Origin of the sequence: Streptomyces changchenzhani (assembly GCF_039766235.1) — a bacterium.
Lineage (GTDB): Bacteria > Actinomycetota > Actinomycetes > Streptomycetales > Streptomycetaceae > Streptomyces.
The window spans coordinates 53,763-71,502 of the sequence record NZ_JBDHNH010000014.1; the positions used below are offsets into that span (position 1 = coordinate 53,763).

General features: G+C 70.7%; 17 protein-coding genes and 1 pseudogene. 7 read left to right on the forward strand and 11 right to left on the reverse strand.

The window, feature by feature from the left end; all coding sequences use genetic code 11:
• Nucleotides 1-9: 9 nt before the first annotated feature.
• Nucleotides 10-855 carry a dimethylargininase gene (gene ddaH, locus ABCR94_RS33465; RefSeq protein ID WP_347124642.1) on the reverse strand — a complete coding sequence of 282 codons (846 nt, stop codon included), beginning with the start codon at nt 853-855 and terminating at the stop codon, nt 10-12.
• Nucleotides 856-1,038: 183 nt separating this feature from the next.
• On the opposite strand from ddaH, the gene ABCR94_RS33470 reads away from it, so the two are divergent.
• Entirely contained in the window at nt 1,039-1,653 is a 615-nt protein-coding gene (locus tag ABCR94_RS33470) for a TetR/AcrR family transcriptional regulator (protein ID WP_347124644.1), read from the forward strand.
• A 138-nt stretch (nt 1,654-1,791) separates the two neighbouring features.
• Here the strand turns inward: ABCR94_RS33470 and ABCR94_RS33475 are convergent.
• A pseudogene (locus ABCR94_RS33475) lies at nt 1,792-2,565 on the reverse strand (glycerophosphodiester phosphodiesterase); the annotation flags it as partial.
• Between the two features lie 150 nt (nt 2,566-2,715).
• Between ABCR94_RS33475 and ABCR94_RS33480 the strand changes: the two are divergent.
• Nucleotides 2,716-3,480, forward strand: a complete 765-nt coding sequence (locus tag ABCR94_RS33480; protein ID WP_347124645.1) for a bifunctional DNA primase/polymerase — start codon at nt 2,716-2,718, stop codon at nt 3,478-3,480.
• Nucleotides 3,481-3,628: 148 nt separating this feature from the next.
• On the opposite strand, the gene ABCR94_RS33485 is transcribed toward ABCR94_RS33480, so the two are convergent.
• From ABCR94_RS33485 to ABCR94_RS33515, 7 genes are all read right to left on the reverse strand, one after another.
• On the reverse strand, nt 3,629-4,564 hold the full coding sequence (locus tag ABCR94_RS33485; RefSeq protein WP_347124764.1) for an SCO2278 family lipoprotein: 936 nt from the start codon (nt 4,562-4,564) through the stop codon (nt 3,629-3,631).
• Nucleotides 4,497-5,492, reverse strand: coding sequence for an iron uptake transporter permease EfeU (gene efeU, locus ABCR94_RS33490; RefSeq protein ID WP_347124647.1), 996 nt, complete (start codon nt 5,490-5,492; stop codon nt 4,497-4,499). Before efeU ends, ABCR94_RS33485 begins: the two co-directional genes overlap by 68 nt.
• 16 nt (nt 5,493-5,508) lie before the next feature.
• Complete coding sequence (gene efeB, locus ABCR94_RS33495; RefSeq protein ID WP_347124649.1) at nt 5,509-6,810, reverse strand: iron uptake transporter deferrochelatase/peroxidase subunit; 1,302 nt, start codon at nt 6,808-6,810, stop codon at nt 5,509-5,511.
• A gap of 12 nt (nt 6,811-6,822) precedes the next feature.
• Nucleotides 6,823-7,965, reverse strand: a complete 1,143-nt coding sequence (efeO, locus tag ABCR94_RS33500) for an iron uptake system protein EfeO (protein WP_347124650.1) — start codon at nt 7,963-7,965, stop codon at nt 6,823-6,825.
• 188 nt (nt 7,966-8,153) lie between these two features.
• Nucleotides 8,154-9,011: a heme ABC transporter ATP-binding protein gene (locus ABCR94_RS33505; protein WP_347124652.1), complete on the reverse strand. Its 858-nt coding sequence runs from the start codon at nt 9,009-9,011 to the stop codon at nt 8,154-8,156.
• Between the two features lie 281 nt (nt 9,012-9,292).
• Nucleotides 9,293-10,384, reverse strand: coding sequence for a FecCD family ABC transporter permease (locus ABCR94_RS33510; protein WP_347124766.1), 1,092 nt, complete (start codon nt 10,382-10,384; stop codon nt 9,293-9,295).
• A gap of 47 nt (nt 10,385-10,431) precedes the next feature.
• Complete coding sequence (locus tag ABCR94_RS33515) at nt 10,432-11,481, reverse strand: heme/hemin ABC transporter substrate-binding protein (protein WP_347124653.1); 1,050 nt, start codon at nt 11,479-11,481, stop codon at nt 10,432-10,434.
• Between the two features lie 142 nt (nt 11,482-11,623).
• Between ABCR94_RS33515 and ABCR94_RS33520 the strand changes: the two genes are divergently transcribed.
• From ABCR94_RS33520 to ABCR94_RS33535, 4 genes are all read left to right on the forward strand, one after another.
• Complete coding sequence (locus ABCR94_RS33520) at nt 11,624-13,060, forward strand: HtaA domain-containing protein (RefSeq protein ID WP_347124654.1); 1,437 nt, start codon at nt 11,624-11,626, stop codon at nt 13,058-13,060.
• Nucleotides 13,061-13,106: 46 nt separating this feature from the next.
• Nucleotides 13,107-14,675 carry an HtaA domain-containing protein gene (locus tag ABCR94_RS33525; protein ID WP_347124656.1) on the forward strand — a complete coding sequence of 523 codons (1,569 nt, stop codon included), beginning with the start codon at nt 13,107-13,109 and terminating at the stop codon, nt 14,673-14,675.
• A 136-nt stretch (nt 14,676-14,811) separates the two neighbouring features.
• Nucleotides 14,812-15,090, forward strand: a complete 279-nt coding sequence (locus tag ABCR94_RS33530; RefSeq protein WP_347124658.1) for a hypothetical protein — start codon at nt 14,812-14,814, stop codon at nt 15,088-15,090.
• The gene (locus tag ABCR94_RS33535; RefSeq protein ID WP_347124659.1) at nt 15,087-15,473 is read left to right on the forward strand and encodes a PIN domain-containing protein; all 387 of its coding nucleotides are present in this window, start codon (nt 15,087-15,089) and stop codon (nt 15,471-15,473) included. Before ABCR94_RS33530 ends, ABCR94_RS33535 begins: the two co-directional genes overlap by 4 nt.
• A 97-nt stretch (nt 15,474-15,570) precedes the next feature.
• Here the strand turns inward: ABCR94_RS33535 and ABCR94_RS33540 are convergent, their stop codons facing one another.
• Nucleotides 15,571-16,239, reverse strand: a complete 669-nt coding sequence (locus ABCR94_RS33540; RefSeq protein WP_347124661.1) for a biliverdin-producing heme oxygenase — start codon at nt 16,237-16,239, stop codon at nt 15,571-15,573.
• Between the two features lie 226 nt (nt 16,240-16,465).
• Nucleotides 16,466-17,323: a type I methionyl aminopeptidase gene (gene map, locus ABCR94_RS33545; RefSeq protein ID WP_347124663.1), complete on the reverse strand. Its 858-nt coding sequence runs from the start codon at nt 17,321-17,323 to the stop codon at nt 16,466-16,468.
• Between the two features lie 58 nt (nt 17,324-17,381).
• Here map and ABCR94_RS33550 point away from each other — a divergent pair, with 58 nt between their 5' ends.
• A complete protein-coding gene (locus tag ABCR94_RS33550) occupies nt 17,382-17,615 on the forward strand; it encodes a hypothetical protein (RefSeq protein ID WP_347124665.1) in 234 nt (77 codons plus the stop codon).
• Nucleotides 17,616-17,740 lie beyond the last annotated feature (125 nt).

Below are 17,740 nucleotides of genomic sequence, written 5' to 3' on the forward strand. Positions count from 1 at the left end.
GGACAGCCGCTACCCGCGCAACTCCTGCGTGCAGCACTTCACGCTGCCGCCCCCCTTGAGCAGCTCGCCGAGATCCATCGCGACCGGCTCGAAGCCCCGCTCCCGCAGCGGCCCGAAGAGCCCGACCGCGCCCTGCGGCAGCAGCACATGGCGGCCGTCGCTCACCGCGTTCAGCCCGAGCGCCGCCGCGTCCGACTCCTGCGCGACGATCGCGTCGGGGAAGAGCCGGGCGAGGACGGCCCGGCTGCCCGGCGAGAACGCGCCCGGGTAGTACATGACGTCGTCCGTGCGGTCGTCGAGCACCGAAAGCGCCGTGTCCAGGTGGTAGTAGCGCGGATCCACCAGATCCAGGCCGATCACGGGACGGCCGAAGAACTCCTGCGCCTCGTCGTGCGAGAGCGGGCTGGAGCGGAAGCCGCGCCCGGCGAGGATCCAGGACGAGGTGACCGCGAAGTCGCCCTCGCCCTCGTTGATGTGCACGGGCTCGTGGACCTCGGTGAAGCCGTGCGCCCGGAACCACTCCAGGTGTGCCTCGGCCTCCAGGGTCCGTTCGGCATAGGCGAAGCGGGCGCCGAGCACCCGTCCGTCGACAACACTGGCCCCGTTCGCGGCGAAGACCATGTCGGGCAGTCCGGGCCGGGGGGTCAGGAGCTCGACGGTATGGCCTAGGGAGCGGTAGCGGTCGCGCAGGACTTCCCACTGGGCGAGGGCCAGCGGCAGGTCGACCGGTTTGGCCGGATCCATCCAGGGGTTGATGGAGTACGTCACCCTGAAGTGCTCCGGGGGGCACATCAGATAGCGGCGGGGCGAGGCGTCACGAGGCAATGAGGGCTCCTCACGAGCGGCATGGGGCACCGAGTGTGCGTGACAGCCATGGTCCGCCGCGAGAGGGCGTCGCGCTGTGCACCGATCGGGTGGTTCACAGCTGGTCACCACTCACACTCGGTCACCACCCGCACCGGGTCGCACTCGCACCTGTCACCACCCCACTCACCGCAGCGAGACGCGTCGTCTCGTACCGCTGCTAGAATTGGCCCCATGGCAGAGACCAAGTCACCGGACTCCTCGCGCCGCAGCGAGCGCTCCCGCCGGGCGATCTACGACGCGGCCCTCTCGCTGGTCGGCGAGGTCGGCTACGGCAGGGCCACCATCGAGGGCATCGCGGCCCGCGCCGGCGTCGGCAAGCAGACGATCTACCGCTGGTGGCCGTCGAAGGCCGCCGTCCTGCTCGAAGCGTTCATCGACCTCGGCGACCGGGCCGCCGCCGCGGCGGGCGAAGGGGAGTACGAGATCCCGGACACCGGCGATCTCGCGGCCGACCTCAAGGCGGTCCTGCGGGCCACCGTGGACGAGCTGCTCGACCCCAAGTACGAGGCGCCCAGCCGGGCGCTCACCGCGGCGGGGATCGTGGATCCACAGCTGGGCGCCGAGTTCGTGGTCAAGCTTCTCGAACCGCAGCTCCAGCTGTACGTGAAGCGGCTGCGGGCGGCGCAGGAGGCGGGGGACGTGCGGGACGGCATCGACCCGCGCATCGCCCTGGAGCTGCTGGTGGCGCCGCTCGCGCACCGCTGGCTGCTGCGGACGCTGCCGCTCAGCCACGCGTACGCCGACGCGATCGTCGACTACACCCTGGGCGGCCTTGCCCCACGCTGAACCGGCCCACGCTGAACCGGCCCACGCTGAACCGGCCCACGCTGAACCGGCCCACGCTGAACCGGCCCGCGCTGAACCGGCCCGCGCCGAACCATCCATCTCCGAACCGCCCCGCGCCGACCGGACCCCCGTCCCGTGCGCCAGCAGCGCGGGCGCGTCCGTGACGATTCCGTCGCAGCCAAGGCGCAGCGCCCGGTCGCGGGCCGCCGGGGTGTTCACGGTGTGCGCCCACACCCGGGGGACGCCGGACCGCGCCGCGCGCCGCAGCACCGCGTCCGGCGCCCGGTGATCGACGTCCAGGACATCGACGTACCCCTTCCAGGCGCTCGGGTCGTCCGTCCGCAACTGCTTCGCGGAGCGCCACAACTGGGCCATAAGACCGAGCCGGTGAGCCCCCAGGACCACTTCGGGCTGGTTGGAGTTGACGAAGACCGAGCGGTCGAGATCCCGGTCGTGGATCGCGCGGGCCAGCCCCGGCAGGCTCCCGGGGTCCTTGGCCTCCAGGGACAGGACGATTTTCCCGCCGAGCCGGTCGAGGACGGCCGCGACCGTCGGCGGGCGCTCGTTGAACTCACCTCCGCGCAGCCGCACTTTCCGCCACTGCGAGGGAGTGAGTTCGCTCACGGGCCCCTTCGAGTGCGTCGTACGGTCCAGCGTCGCGTCGTGCAGTGCCACCGGCGTCCCGTCGCGCAGCATCCGGGTGTCCACGTCCAGGACCTGCGCCGTACCGCGCTTGTACGCCGCGACAAGCCCGGACATGCTGTTCTCGGCCACTTCGAGGGAACCGCCGCGGTGTGCGGTGTACACGGGGCGGGGGAGCGGGCCCGCGGTCACGGGACCCGTGTCGGTCTGTCCGTAACAGGGCAGGACAAGCGCGATCAGTGCGACCGCCAGCGGGGTGCGTGTGATCATGGCCGCCACGGTAGGGCCACTTATCGTGACAAAGTCGTCAATGACACCACCCTTGTGATATCGGCCCGCGTACCCCGGATGGGCACTGCGGCCACCTGAGGCGCAGGATGGTGGCAGCATGGAGAGTGCAACGCTGAGGTGAGGGGTTGAATGGGCGCCGATTTCGGCCGCTACGGCGGCACAGAGAGCAGGCCTTCGTTGGAGAGCAGGCTGCCCCAGTGGCTGCGCCGACGCCCCAAGGCGACCGACCCGGACGGCGTCGACCGTCAGACGCTGCTCCTGGCCGCCGCTGCCGCCGGTCTGCCGCTCTCCCCTGCCGCGCACCCGGTGGGCTACCGATGTTCGTGCGACCGGGTCGGCTGTCCCACTCCGGCCAGACACCCGATTTCCTTCGCCTGGCAGACGCAGTCCACCACTGACCGCGCGCAGATCACCCGCTGGGCCCAGGGTCAGCCCCAGGCCAACTTCATCACCGCGACGGGCATGGTCAACGACGTGCTCGACGTCCCGCTCGAAGCGGGTCTGGGTGCGCTGGAGCGGCTGCTGGCGGCCGGTATCGAGGTGGGTCCTGTCGCCGAGTTCGGCGGCAGCAACGGCGACGCGCGCCTGCTCTTCTTCACCGCCACCCGGGGCACCCCCGAGGACGAGGACGAGTGGTGGCCGTGCGAGCTGGACTGCCACCCCGAGACGATGGACGCGCATCCGGGCCTGCGCTGGCACTGCCGCGGCAGCTATGTCCTGGTGCCGCCCGCGCAGCTGCCCGGCGGCCACGAGGTGAGCTGGGTACGTGGTCCCGAGCATCCGCTGCCGGATCCGCTCACGCTGCTTGAGACGCTGACCGAGGCCTGTGCGCGGTTCGTCGGCGAGGACGACCCGGAGGACCACCACGCGGTGGCCTGGCCACTGGGCCGCTGACGAACGGACCCCGCCTCTGCCCCCGCGCCGCCCAACGGTGCGGGGGCTTTCGCCTACCCGCACCCGGACCCGCACCTGCCCGCACCCAGCGGCACCCGCACCCACATTCGCCCGCCACGCCACGTACCCCCGGGCTACGCGCCGCAGGCTACGCGCCCTTCGCGGCCGTCAGCCCCTGGATCTGGGCCAGCACCGCGACCAGCGGCTTGTCCGCGTCCCTCGGCGCCACCTGCGCGATCTGACTGGAGACGCGCTCCTTGGTGAGGCTGGTCCGCGCGGTGCCGGTCATCAGCGCCCGCACATCCGCGTTGAGCTCCAGCCGGACCCCCTTGGCCACGGTCTGCTGTTCGAACTGGCGGGTGGCGAAGAAGACCGCGGCCCCGCCGTCCTCCGTGGCCAGGCCCAGCGGCGCGTACGTCCCGGTGTCCAGTCGCTGGTCGACGTACTGCACGGCCCGTCCAGGCCGCCGCGCCGTGGCCGCGCGGGTCTTGCGCAGCCCGGAGGTGTGCGGTCCTGGCACGAAGCTCCCCGCCTCACCGTCCCGCAGATACGCCGCGTACCGCTCGCTCAGATCCTCCGGCGCCACGGCCAAGTCCGCCGCGTCCGCCACGACGGGCTCGGCGAAGCCGTCCTTGTCCTTCGTGAACTGCGGCACCTGGGCGTTCGCGAGGACCGCCAGGTGGGACGCCTCCCAGAGCTGGTTCGGGCCGCCCCGTACGAAGACCAGCAGCCAGCGGCTGTCCTGCCGGCCGCCGTCCTCGTCACGGTTGCTGTCGGTGTCCGCGACGAACCACCGCGGCCAGCCCGCCTTCTTGGGCAGCACAAACTGCGCGTCGGCCAGCTCCAGCGGCTGATGCCGCGGATTGCCGTCCGGGTTCTGTATCTGCCGCGCCTTCAGCCCGGCCTGGTTGATCGCGCCGAGCGGGCCGGTGACCCGGCCCGCGTCGAGAGCCGGATCGTAGGCCTTGTCCGCCTTGTTGTAGGCGAGCGTGAAGTCCTTGAGAGCCTGCGCGGCCTCAGTCTCCGTCGCCGCCGGTACGATCTCCAGCTCGCCGTGCACGGTCACGCACCCGCTCGCCGTCATCGACAACGCCGCCGCGCTCGCGATCGTCGCCGCCAGCCGCCCCAGCCTCAGCCTGCTCATGCGCTGCCTTCTGTGTCTTCGTGCCCACCGACGTCGTGCTCGTGCCCACCGATGTCCGGAACCCTACCGGGGACAGGAACAGCACGAGCGTCGGGACCAGGTACAGCGCCCACACCGTGACCTGGAGAACGGTCGGGTCGGGCTGGAAGTTGAAGACACCCTTCAGCAGGGTCCCGTACCAACTGTCCGGCGGGACGGTCGTGCTGATGTCGAACGCCTTGCTGCCGAGCCCGCCGAGGAACCGCGCCTCCTGGAGGTCGTGCACGCCGTACGCGAGCACACCCGCGGCCACCACGACCAGCATGCCGCCGGTCCAGGTGAAGAACTTGGCCAGGTTGATCCGTACCGCGCCCTTGTAGAACAGCCAGCCCAGCGCGATCGCGGTGGCGATGCCGAGGAGCACACCCGTCAGCGGCGCCGAGGTCGACCCCGACTCCTCGGTGGCCGCCCGCACCGAGGCCCAGACGAACAATGCCGTCTCCAGGCCCTCGCGCCCCACCGCCAGGAACGCCGTCGCGACCAGCGCGCCGGTGCCCATCTGCAGAGCCGCGTCCAGCTTGCCGTGCAGGTCGGCCTTCAAATGCCGTGCGGTGCGCCGCATCCAGAAGACCATCCAGGTCACCAGGCAGACCGCGATGATCGACAGGGAGCCGCCGAGCAGCTCCTGCGCCTCGAACGTCAGCTCCTGCGAGCCGAATTCGAGGCCGAAGCCGAAGGCGAGCGAAAGGGCGATGGCCACCCCGATGCCGATCCAGATGGGGCGCAGCGCGTCGCGTCGCTCCGTCTTCACCAGATAGGCGATCAGGATGCAGACGACGAGGCTCGCTTCGAGGCCCTCGCGCAAGCCGATCAGGTAGTTGCTGAACACGGCGGGTCTCCTTCTCCTATTCGAACAGCGCCCGGCCCCACCAGTCGCCCTTGTCACGGACGCCCGGCGGGACGGCGAAGAGCGCCGAACCCACGTGCTGGATGTACTCGTTGAGCGCGTCACCGCGCGCCAGACTGCGCTGTACGGGAATGAACGCCTCCCGCACATCACGCTGGTACGCCAGGAAGAACAGCCCCGCGTCGAGGCGGCCGAGCCCGTCCGTACCGTCGGTGAAGGAGTAGCCGCGGCGCAGCATCCGGGCGCCGCTGTTGGTGTCCGGGTGGGCGAGGCGGACGTGCGAAGTCGGCAGCATCGCCTTGAGGTTGGGCTCGTCGCGCTCGCGCGCCTTGCCGACCGCCGCGCCCTCGCCCTTGTCACGGCCGAAGATGTCCTCCTGCTCGGACAGGGAGGTGCGGTCCCAGGTCTCGATGCGCATCGCTATGCGGCGGGCGACGAGGTAGGAGCCGCCCGCGATCCAGGCCGGCCCGTCCTTCTCCCGTACCCACACATGCTTGTCGAGCTCGGCGGCGTCGGTGCCCGCGACATTGCGGGTGCCGTCCTTGAAGCCGAAGAGATTGCGCGGGGTCTGCGCGTCGGGCGTTGTCGACGAGGTCTTGCCGAAGCCGAGCTGGGACCAGCGCATGGCGACCTTGCCGAAGCCGATCCTGGCCAGGTTGCGGATGGCGTGCACGGCGACCTGCGGGTCGTCCGCGCAGGCCTGTACGCACAGGTCGCCGCCGCTGCGCGCCGCGTCCAGGTTGTCGCCGGGGAACACCGGCAGGTCGACGAGCGCCTCGGGGCGCCGGCCGTCGAGTCCGAAGCGGTCCTTGGCGAACAGGGACGGGCCGAAGCCGATGGTCAGCGTCAGGCGGGACGGCTTGAGGCCGAGCGCCTCGCCGGTGTCGTCCGGCGGTGCCTCGGCGAGACCGCCGTACGCGCCCTCGCCGACCGCGTGCCCCGCCGTCATACGGGCCGCTGCCGCCGTCCACTCCTTGAGGAGCTCGACGAGGGCCGCACGGTCCTTCGTCGTCACGTCGAACGCGGCGAAGTGCAGCCTGTCCTGCACGGCGGTGGCGATCCCGGCCTGGTGCGGGCCGTGGAAGGGCACCGCGGCGCCCACGGACGCGGCGGGCGCGGTGTTGTCCCCCGAGGTCAGCGCGGCCGCCGCGCCACCGGCCGCGGCGGCGCCGAGCGCGAGCCCGGCGCCGCCCCAGCCGAGGAGCGAACGACGGGACGGAGCCGATGAGTTGGTCTCGGTCAGTGAGGTCGATGGGGTCGATGAGGTCGATGGGGTCGATGAGTTGGTCTCGTCAGGCATGCCGGGGCCCTCCTACTTCACGACTGCTGCGGCGAGCTTCGACAGCGGCTCGGCGAGCGCGTTGACGCCGTCGCTGAGCTCCTTGCGCTCCGCCTTGCCGACCTTGTCGTACGACGTGAACACGTAAGAGGTCTTGTCCTCGCGGTACTTGTCGAGCAGGTCGTTCAACGCCTTGAACTGGGTGTCGAGTTCAGCGGTGAGCTTCGGGTCGTTCTTTGACGCGATCGGCTTGAGCAGCGCGTACGACTTCTCCGCGCCCTCGACGTTCGCCTTGAAGTCGACGAGGTCGGTGTGGCTGTAGCGCTCTTCCTCACCGGTGACCTTGCCGGTGGCGACCTCGTCGAGGAGCTCCTTGGCGCCGTTCGCCATCGAGGTCGGGGTGATCTCGGCCTTGCCGACCCGGTTCTGCCAGTCGGTGAGGTCCTTGAGCAGGGTGTCGGCGAGGGTCTTCTCCTCGGCGCCGATCTTCTTGTCCTGCCACAGGGCCTTCTCAAGACGGTGCCAGCCGGTCCACTCCTGCCCCTTCTCCAGGCCGTCCTCGCGCAGGTCGACCTTGGGGTCGATGTCACCGAAGGACTCGGCGACGGGCTCGGTGCGCTCCCAGCCGATGCGCGAGTCCGCGTACGCCTTCTTCGCGGCCTCGATGTCGCCCTTCTTCACCGCGTCCACGAAGACCTTGGACTTGGGCAGCGTCTCGTCCGCCTGCGCCTGTACGTACGTACGGAACGCGGCGACGGCCGCGTCCATCTCCGGGCTGCGCTTGGCAACCTTGCCGCCGCCGGTCGCCTCGACCTTCTGCCGGATGCCGTCGCCCTTCATGCCGGGCTTGCAGGCGATCTCGTACGAGCCGGCCTTCACCTCGGCGGTGATGGTGGCCTTGGTGCCGGGGCCGATGTTCTCGCGCTCGGTGACGATGCGGTCGTCGGGGAAGAGGAGGTAGACCTCGGTGACCTTGGACCCCTTGTTCTCCACGGCCAGTTCGACATGGCCGGCCGGGAACTCCTTCTTCGACACCTCGCACGAGTCGTCCTTGGCGGTGACCTGGACGGCGCCGTCGCCGCCCTTGGTATCGCTCTTCTCGGCGCAGCCCGTGATGGCGGCCAGTGCCGCCACGGTGGCGACAGCGGTGACGGCAGAGAGACGGACGGGTCGCATTTCGGGCTCCATGCGGCTGGATCGGGGAGGCGAAGGGCCTCGGAGCCTCGGGTGAGGCTGACCTAACTTATCCGAGGCTTACCTGACCCAACCCCGGTCGTCCAGTGATTCGGCTCTCATGGGTCATGTCCGGATACGGGACGGTCACAGCTGCCCCTCGGAGAGCCCACGGAAGGGTCAAGCGCAGGTCAATAGTCGGTGTTCCGGCCGGGGCGGGGGTCCCGCCGGGGGAGCACCAGGGGCGCCCCGGTCCGCGGGTGCGCCAGCACCTCGACGGGCTGCCGGTACACCTCGCTCAGCAACGCCTCACCGAATACCTCGGCCGGCGGCCCCTCCGCAGCGACCCGCCCGCCCTGCAGGACCGCGACCCGGTCCGCGTACGCCGATGCCAGCCCCAGATCGTGCAGTACGACGACCACGGCGTCCCCGGCCGCCGCCCGGTCCCGGCAGATCCGCAGCACCAGCTCCTGGTGGCGCAGGTCCAGCGCGGCGGTCGGCTCGTCGAGCAGGAGCAGGGGCGCCCGCTGCGCCAGTACGCGGGCGAGCGCGACCCGGGCGCGCTCGCCGCCGGACAGGGCGGAGAAGGGGCGGCCGGCGAACTCCGCGACTTCGGTGGCCGCCATCGCCTCCGCCACCGCCGGGTCGTCCTCGTCCTCCCGGTCGGTACCGGCCCAGGGCGCCCGCCCCATCCGTACGACGTCCTCGACGGGGAACGGGAAGGACAGGTCGGCGGACTGGGGCAGCACGGAGCGGCGCAGGGCCAGCTCGGGCGCGGACCAGGTGGGGGCGGGGCGCCCGTCGATGCGGACCTCTCCGGCGGCGGCGGGCAGGTCGGCGGCGAGGGCGGCGAGCAGGGTCGACTTGCCGGCCCCGTTGGGCCCGACGAGCGCGAGCACCTCGCCGGAGCGGGCGGTCAGGTCGATACCGCTGAGCACTTCGCGGGCCCCGAGCCGGACATGCAGAGCGTGCGCCTCGGCGGCGGGTGTGCCGGGGGAGTGGGGGAGGGGGAGTGCGCGGGGCCGGGGGGCGAAGAGGTTGCGGATCATGTGGGCGCCTTTGGGGTGGTCGGGTGGTGGGTGCGAATGGTGGGGCGGGTGCGGGTTGCCTGCGGCGCTGATCCCCTACCCGCCCTTTCCCGTAACTGGGGCTCCGCCCCAGACCCCGGTCCTCAAACGCCGGACGGTCTGAAGTGGGCAGGGTTTTCAGCCCGTCCGGCGTTTGAGGACACGCCCGAAGGGCGTCCAGGGGTCCGGGGCCTGCCCCGGTTTCGGGAAGGGGCGGGGTGGGGAACAAGCCCGCCGCAGGCGACCCGCACCCGCCGCCCCCCTCACGCCCACCCACCCTGCCGCCGCCGCGTCCTCCGCAGCAGCCAGAAGAAGAACGGGCTGCCGAACAGCGCGGTCAGCACCCCGAGCGGCAACTCCGCGGGCGATGCGACCGTCCGCGCGGCAAGGTCGCCCGCCACCAGGATCAGCGCCCCGCCCAACGCGCTCGCGGGCACCAGGAAGCGATGCGCAGGTCCGTTCGCCATCCGCAGCAGATGCGGGACGAGCAGGCCGACGAAGGAGATGATCCCGGCCACCGCGACCGCCGCCGCGGTGAGCAGGGCGACGACCAGGACCAGTACGACTCGCAGCCTCTCGACGTCGACACCGAGATGCCGCGCCGGACGTTCGCCGAGCGCCAGCAGGTCCAGCTTGCGGGCGTAGAAGGGAGCGACGGCGAGGCCGAGCAGCGCGCAGGGCAGCACCGCGAGGACCTTGGGCCAGGTCGACTGGGAGAGCGAGCCGAGCTGCCAGAAGGTGATCTGGGTGATCTGCGCGTTGTCCGCGAAGAAGATGAAAAGGCCGATGAGCGCGCCTGCGAACGCGTTCACCGCGATGCCGGTGAGGATGAGTGTGACGACCTCGGTCCGCCCGCCGGACCGGGACAGCGCGTATACGAGCAGCACGGTGATCAGCCCGGTGATGAACGCGCAGATGGTCACCGTCCAGTTGCCGAAGAAGCTCAGCCCGAGCGCGATCGAGGCGACCGCGCCCACCGCCGCGCCCGCGGAGATGCCGATGACGCCCGGTTCGGCGAGTGGATTGCCGAACACGCCCTGCATCAGCGCGCCCGCGCAGCCCAGCGAGGCCCCGACGAGCAGCGCGAGCACGACGCGCGGTAGCCGCACGTTCCACAGGACGCTCTCCCCGACCCGGTCGAGCGGCGCACCGCCGAGGCCGACGCGGTGCTGGGCGGAGGCGACGATGTCGCCGAGGGCGATGTGGTACGAGCCGATGCCCGCGGAGAGCAGCGCCAGGATGACCAGCGCGCCGATGAGCCCGAAGGTGAGGGCGAAGGCGGTGCCGCGCGGCCGGCGCCCCCGCTTCTCGGCGGGCGCCGGCCGCGGATCGGCCGCTTCGGGTGCGTCGCCCAGGCACTGGGAACGTATCGAGGGAATCGAAGGAGGGGAGACGGCCACCGTCACTTCCCCTTCGCGTAGAGCTGCTCGACGAGTGAGCGCAGCACCTGGTCGGTGCGCGGACCGTAGTTGAGCAGCACCCCGTCGTCGATGGACACGACGCGGCGGTCCAGGCCGGCGGGCGTCTCGGCCACACCGGGGATCTTCACCAGGCCGTCGATGCCACCGACCGAGTCGAGGCCCTTCGCCATCACCAGGATCGCGTCGGGCGCGGCCTTCGCCAGGGCCTCGCTCGTGATCGCGGTGAAGTCCTTCCTCAGCCCGGACGCCTTGCCCGCGTCGACCGCACCCGCCGCCTCAAGCAGTGAACTCGCCCCGGATTCAAGCCCGCCGAGCAGATACACCGACGCAGTACCCCGCAAGTAGAGGAACGCGACCCGCGGCTTCTTCCCGTCCGCGGCCGGCTCGGGGATGTCCTTCTGTACGGCGGCGATCCGGTCCGCGGTCCGCTCGGCCAGCGCGTCACCGGCGGCCTCGACGCCCAACGCGCCCGCCACCGCGGCGATGCGCGGGCCGACATCGTCGAGGCTCTTGGCCGGCTCGACCACCACGAGAGGGATTCCCGCGTCGCGGATCTGATCGATGGCCTCGGCCGGACCCGTCGAGGTGTCGGCGAGTACGAGGGTCGGCCGGAGCGAGAGCACGCTCTCCGCCGAGACGTCGTGCGCACGTGTCACTACCGGCAGATCCTTGGCCTGCTCGAACGTGGCGGTGATGTCCCGGGCGACGACCTGCTTGCCGAGGCCGAGCGTGAAGACGATCTCGCTCAGGCTGCCGGTCAGCGGCACGATCCGGGCCGTGGACGCGACCTTCACTTGCTTGCCGTCCGCGGACTGCACGGTGACGGGCAGCCGGGGCTCCGGCGCGGCCGGGAGCGGCTCGACGCGGTCGGCGGCGCCGGCGGCGGCCTTGGTGTCCGCGCCCGTGTCCGAGCCCGTGTCCGAGCCCGATGACGTACCGCCGCAGCCGGTGGCGGCGACGGCCAGGGCGAGCACGGACAGCAGTGCACCTGCCAGGCGTGGGATGCGCGGGGACGCGGCTGGCGATCGCACTAAGGGCACCGTCCTGTCGTTCTGTGGGGATCCGATGTGGTTGATGAGGGTGTTGAAGTTTGCCGAGGTCCGAGGGTTACGGACCGAGGAGGGTTAGCTTAGGTTAGCCTTACCTCGCTCACCAGACCTCGGAGGGACCCTGATGTTGTCGTCCAGACCGGCCCGCGCGTTCGCCGCCGCACTTCTCGCGGCACTGCTGGGAGCCCTGATCCCAGCCACCGCCGCCCGGGCGGCGGACCGCACCGTGCAGGGCGGCAGGCTGGACTGGGGCATCAAGTCCTCCTTCCAGAGCTATGTCACAGGACCGATAGCGAAGGGCAGTTGGAGCCTGCAGGGCGGGGCCGCCACGGTCGGCGGCAGCCAGTTCCGCTTCCATTCGGCAGCCGGTACGTACGACCCCGGCAGCGGCACCCTGAGCGCCGCCTTCTCGGGCGCGGTCCACTTCACCGGCCACAAGAAGCCCGACGGCGGGCATGACCTGGACCTGACGATCGGCAGGCCCACGGTCCGGATATCCGGTGGCAGCGGCACGCTCTTCGCCGACATGGTCAGCAAGGACAAGGGGACCGGCCGGGTCACCACGTCCTCACAGGTGCCGCTTGCCAACCTCGGCGTCTCCGGCATCAACATGAAGGGCGCCGGCGGCCCGATCGCCCTCAACGGCCTCCCCGCGACGCTGACTTCGCAGGGCGCGAAGGCCTTCGCCGGGTACTACGCGGCCGGTACACAGCTCGACCCGGTGAGCCTGTCGGCCGATGTGGCGGCAGCGCCCACCAAGGCCCCGTCGGCCGAGCCCGACGGCAAGAAGGACCCGAAGGCCAAGAAGCCGAGGCCGGCGAAGAAGCAGCCCAAGGCCACGGGCGCGTTCCAGAACGCGGCTGTGGACTGGGGCGTACGCCGCACCTTCCGCGAGTACGTCACCGGGTCCATCTCCAAGGGCAAGTGGGAACTGACCGACGGCGCCCAGGACGGCGGGGCGCTCTTCCGCTTCCCCAAGGGCAAGGGAACGTACGACGAGAAGAAGCAGACCCTCGCCGCGGACTTCGCCGGCAGTGTCCGCTTCACCGGGCAGCACCTGGACCTGACCCTCGCGAAGGTCACGGTCGGCGTGAAGGACGGCCGGGGCACGCTCGTCGCGGACGTCACCACAGCCGAGGGCCCGACGGACAAAGCCGTCCCCCTGATCACCTTCGAGGCGAAGGAACTTCGCCCCAAGGACGGCCTGTTGGCCCTCACCGAATCCCCCGCGAAACTGACCGCGGGCGGCGCGAAGGCCTTCGGCGCCATGTACAAGGCGGGCACCGGGATGGACCCGGTCTCGCTGGCTGTCGCCGTCGACAAGAAGGCGCAGCTCCCCGCCCTGCCCGACCTCGGCAGTGACGCGAAGCCCACCGCGCGGCCCGAGAAGAAGGCCGAGGCCTCCCCGGCTCCGGCCGCTTCCGCCGCCTCTTCCTCGAACCCCACCGGTGTGTACGTGGCGATCGGCGCCGGGGTCCTCCTCGCCGCCGCGCTCGGGCTGTTCATCGCCCGCAAGCGCCGCACACCGACGGCAGCCGCTGCCGATTCCGACCAGAACTGACCTTCCCCCGCAGTACCTTTCACTTTCCCCAAGGAGACGACCGACCATGGCAGCCACCCGCCGCCCGATAGCCATCACCGCCGCAGTCGCCACCGTGACCGCGCTCGGCGCGACCGCCTTCGCCTTCCCCGCGCTCGCGGCGGACGAGCCCACGACCGGCCGGCCCGGGGCCGCCGCTCCGACGATGGAACTGAAGGACGGCACGCTGGACTGGGGCATCAAGAAGACGTTCCGCGACTACGTCGGCGGGTCCGGGAAGATCACCACCGAGGGCGGCGCCAAGCAGGCCGCGGACAACGGTGTGTTCACCTTCGTGGACGGCAAGGGCACCTACAACACCACGACGCACGCCACCGACACGACCTTCCAGGGCGGTGTGCGCTTCACCGCCCACGGGGGCGCGCTCGACCTCAAGTTCTCCGACCTGAAGCTCAGCACGGCGGGCAAGGCCGGTGCGATCACCGCCGATGTCTCGTCCAAGGACATGGGGACGGGCAAGGTCGTCATCACGGACGACGTCGCGGTCGCCGACCTCGACCTGTCGGCGGTACGGCCCGGTCAGGGCGCGGGCGGCGCGATGGTCTTCAAGGACATCCCGGCGAAACTGACGGAGGCCGGCGTCGGCGCGTTCGGCGGCTTCTACAAGGCGGGCGACCCGCTCGACCCGGCCACGCTCTCGGTGAAGGCAGTGGACAGCAAGCCGACCGACCCCCCGACGGACAAGCCCACCGACCCCCCGACCGGCAAGCCGACGGACAAGCCGACGGACAAGCCGACCGACAAGCCCACCGCCGCCGCCGGCGAGATCGTCGACGGCAACCTCGACTGGGGTCTCTACAAGCGCTTCGTCGACTACATCAACGGCCCCATCGCGCACGGCAAGATCGAGCTCGCAGGCGGCGCCGTCAAGCAGGGCGCGGGTTGGCGTTTCCCCAAGGGCACGGGAACCTTCGACGCCGGGAAGAACACCCTCGACGCGGCCTTCGGCGGCTCCGTCCGCTTCCTCGGCCACAAGGACGCGAGCGGCAAGTGGGTCCTGGACACGAAGTTCGCCAACTTCCGTGTCGAGGCGAGCGGCACCAAGGGCAGGATCGTGGTGGACGGCGTCTCCAACGACCGTGAGACCCACAAGGCCGTCACGTTCAAGGACCGCCCCCTCGCCGACCTGACCCTGAAGGCGGGCTCGCTCAAGGCCAAGGACGGCGTCGTCGCGCTCTCCGGCGTCCCGGCGACCCTGACCGCCGACGGCGCGAAGATCTTCGGCGCGCCCTACAAGGCGGGCGACCAGCTCGACAAGGTCGCCGTCGCGGTCTCCGTCACCGAGGGCGGGCAGCTGCCGGCGAGCAGCGGCGGCACGAGCACCACGGGCGGCACCGGCACGGGCGGCTCCACGACCGGCTCCACGACCGGTTCGACCACGGGCTCCACGACCGGTTCGCTCACCGGCGGCGGCACTGTCGGCGGCGCGGGCACGACAGGCGGTTCCACGGGCGGCAACCTCGCCTCCACCGGTTCCGAGGTCCCGGCCGGGACCCTCATCGGCGCCTCCGGCATCGTCGTGGCCGCGGGCGCCGCAGTGGTCTTCGCCGCCCGCAGGCGCCGCACCCAGGCCTGATCGGGCCCGGACACCCCGCCCCAAGTCCCCATACGGCGGGGCCGCACCGCGCGACACGGCGGTGCGGCCCCGCCGTCGGGGTCCCGCTGTACGGAGTGGGCTGCGCCTGTGGCTCTACCGCGGGTAGAGTGGCTGCATGAAGGATGACATCGACACCAGCATCAAGGTCTCGAAGGCCGCCCGGGACCGGCTCGGCATACTGGCTGCGGAACAGGGCACCACGATCCGTGGCCTCGTGGAAGACCTCGCGAACTCCAAGCCCACCCACGCGGAGCTCAAGGCCCGTGGTGCAGCCGCCCGCGCCTACCTTCGGAAGCACATGGGCGTGGAGCTCACCACGGCCGACGAGGCCGCCGGTGGACGCCTGTTGGACGCGATTGCGGCCCGTGGGAATCAGGGCGGGGGCGCCGCGTGATCCCATTCGTTCTCGACCATACGGCGCTGCTGACTCTCGGAGCCGGGCACCGGCAGCTGTCCGCGCTCGTTGTCGCAGCTGCCGAGGGGAAGGCCGTCGGCCATGTTCCGGCGCTCTCCCTCGCAGCCGCGGAAGGCGACCGCACCGGGCTGGGCGAGCACGTCGCCAGCCTGCCCGGCCTCGAAGTGGAGCCCGTCGATCTCACCGCAGCCCTGGCCGCCGGTGTACTCATCGGGGCCGGTGTGGACTGGCGCGTCACGCAAGCGGTGCATCTGTCACGCCCCTGCGCCGAGTGGCCAGGCGGACGGGTTGTCGTGTCCTTGCAGCCGGCGCTTTACAAGGACACCGGAGTCGACCCGATCGACCCCACGGCGATCGCCTGACCAAGCCGGGGAGGGGCTTCGCCCCGCACCAGCGGCTCGCCACGAGTGGGGCCCGTACCGCAGCAGCGGCACGGGCCCGACGTCGCAAAGGCAACTGCTACGCGCTGAGCGGGAACTCCCCGCTCAGCTCGCGGAAGATCGCGCCGTTGAAGTCGAAGGCGCGCTTGCACTCGTCGATGATGCGCTGCTTCTCCAGGTCGTCCGCGTTCACCTGGTCGAGCAGCTCGCGGTAACCCCGTTTGAACGCGGCGGGGTTGGTGATCTTCTCGAAGACATAGAAGCGCACGCCGTCGCCCTTGTGCTCGAAGCCCCAGGTCTTCTCCGCCGTGTCACGGAGAACCTGACCGCCCGACAGATCCCCGAGGTAGCGCGTGTAGTGGTGCGCCACATACCCGGCGGGCCAGGTACGCGCGCACTCGGTGACCCGCGCCGCGTACGCCGCGGTCGCGGGCAATGGCGCCAGGCCGTCGCGCCAGTTTGCGCCGCGCAGATGCGCCAGATCGCGCTCCAGCTCGGCGGTGCGCATCAGTTCGGTCTGCATGAACGGGCCCGCGACCGGGTCGTTCCGCAGGGACTCGGCGGCGTCCTCCAGCGCGCGGTACACGAACCACAGCTGCTCGGTGTAGCGCGTGTACGCGTCCACACCGAGCCGGCGGTCGAGCAGGTCACTCATGAAGGTGGAGGTGTTCACCTCGGTGTGCTGCTCGTGCGTAACGGTGCGGATCAGCGTGGAGAACGGGGTGACGGCGGTGGCGGTTGCGTCCAAGGCGGGCCTCCGGGGACCGAGGGGGACGGGAAAGGAAGAGAGGGGCGCGCGTCGGCAGCTGTGGGAGCCGCCAGCTCCGATCCTCCTACTTAGGTATGCCTAAGTCAATTGGTTCCCGACGATCTGTCGGTAAAAACGCTACGCCCCAATTTTCTTTACGGCTCCCTCTGAAGCTCCCTTTGTGCCTCCTCGGGGGCTCCCCCGAGGCCCCCTTCCCCGGCTTCCCCTACGGCAGCGTGAGAATTTCCGCCCCGGTCTCCGTCACGACGAGCGTGTGTTCGAACTGCGCGGTCCGCCTCCGGTCCTTCGTCACCACGGTCCAGCCGTCGTCCCACATGTCGTAGTCGTGGGTGCCCAGCGTGAGCATCGGCTCGATGGTGAAGGTCATGCCGGGCTGCATGACGGTGGTCGCGTTCGGGCTGTCGTAGTGCGGGACGATCAGCCCGGAGTGGAACGACGTGTTGATGCCGTGACCGGTGAAGTCCCGCACCACGCCGTAACCGAAGCGCTTGGCATAGGACTCGATGACCCGCCCGATGATGTTGATCTGGCGGCCCGGCCTGACGGCCTTGATGGCGCGGGCGAGGGACTCGCGGGTGCGCTCCACCAGCAGCCGCGACTCCTCGTCGACGTCGCCGCACAGGTAGGTGGCGTTGTTGTCGCCGTGTACACCGTTGATGTACGCCGTCACATCGAGGTTCACGATGTCGCCGTCGCGCAGCACCGTGGAGTCCGGGATGCCGTGGCAGATGACCTCGTTGACGGAACTGCACAGTGACTTCGGGTATCCGCGATAGCCGAGCGTCGAGGGGTACGCGCCGTGATCGACCATGAAGTCGTGCGCGACCCGGTCGAGCTCGTCCGTGGTGACACCGGGCGAGATGTGCTTGGCGGCCTCCTCCATCGCCTGCGCGGCGATGCGGCCCGCGATGCGCATCCGTTCGACGAGTTCGGGTTCTTGCACCTCCGGGCCCTTGTACGGCGTGGGCATCGGCTTCCCGACGTACTCGGGACGCCGGATGTTGCCGGGGACGGAACGGATGGGAGAGATCTCTCCGGGTACGAGCAGTGACTGGCCAGACATGCCAGCGAGTGTATCCAGCCGCTATCGGGCAGCATGGCGGCAGAGGAAGGAGCCGACGATGGCCCTGTTCAAGAAGCGGACGGTCGGAAAGCCGGGCGAGTGGTTCTACTGCCTGGAGCACAAGACCGTAGAGGAAGGCCCGGACTGTCCGGGCAAGGACCGGTTCGGGCCGTACGCGAGTCGGGAGGAGGCGAGGCACGCGATGGAGACGGCGGCGGCCCGCAACCTCCAGTGGGAGAACGATCCCAAGTGGCACGACAAGAACGCGACGCCGGGGGAGGACGGGGGGTAGGGGGTGTATGGCCTGTAGGGGCAGGGTCCGTAGGGCCTGGGGCCCGCCGGGCGGGCTGAATTTCAGCCCGTCCGGCGTTTGAGGACCGGGATCCGGGGCGGAGCCCCGCCACGCGGCGGCAGCCG

Excerpts from the sequence above, each read along its gene's own strand:
- ABCR94_RS33470 (WP_347124644.1), top strand. The coding sequence starts at position 1,039 with ATGGCAGAGACCAAGTCACCGGACTCCTCGCGCCGCAGCGAGCGCTCC.
- ABCR94_RS33480 (WP_347124645.1), top strand. The coding sequence starts at position 2,716 with ATGGGCGCCGATTTCGGCCGCTACGGCGGCACAGAGAGCAGGCCTTCG.
- ABCR94_RS33485 (WP_347124764.1), bottom strand. The coding sequence starts at position 4,564 with ATGACGGCGAGCGGGTGCGTGACCGTGCACGGCGAGCTGGAGATCGTA.
- efeB (WP_347124649.1), bottom strand. The coding sequence starts at position 6,810 with ATGCCTGACGAGACCAACTCATCGACCCCATCGACCTCATCGACCCCA.
- efeO (WP_347124650.1), bottom strand. The coding sequence starts at position 7,965 with ATGCGACCCGTCCGTCTCTCTGCCGTCACCGCTGTCGCCACCGTGGCG.
- ABCR94_RS33505 (WP_347124652.1), bottom strand. The coding sequence starts at position 9,011 with ATGATCCGCAACCTCTTCGCCCCCCGGCCCCGCGCACTCCCCCTCCCC.
- ABCR94_RS33520 (WP_347124654.1), top strand. The coding sequence starts at position 11,624 with ATGTTGTCGTCCAGACCGGCCCGCGCGTTCGCCGCCGCACTTCTCGCG.
- ABCR94_RS33525 (WP_347124656.1), top strand. The coding sequence starts at position 13,107 with ATGGCAGCCACCCGCCGCCCGATAGCCATCACCGCCGCAGTCGCCACC.
- ABCR94_RS33530 (WP_347124658.1), top strand. The coding sequence starts at position 14,812 with ATGAAGGATGACATCGACACCAGCATCAAGGTCTCGAAGGCCGCCCGG.
- map (WP_347124663.1), bottom strand. The coding sequence starts at position 17,323 with ATGTCTGGCCAGTCACTGCTCGTACCCGGAGAGATCTCTCCCATCCGT.
- ABCR94_RS33550 (WP_347124665.1), top strand. The coding sequence starts at position 17,382 with ATGGCCCTGTTCAAGAAGCGGACGGTCGGAAAGCCGGGCGAGTGGTTC.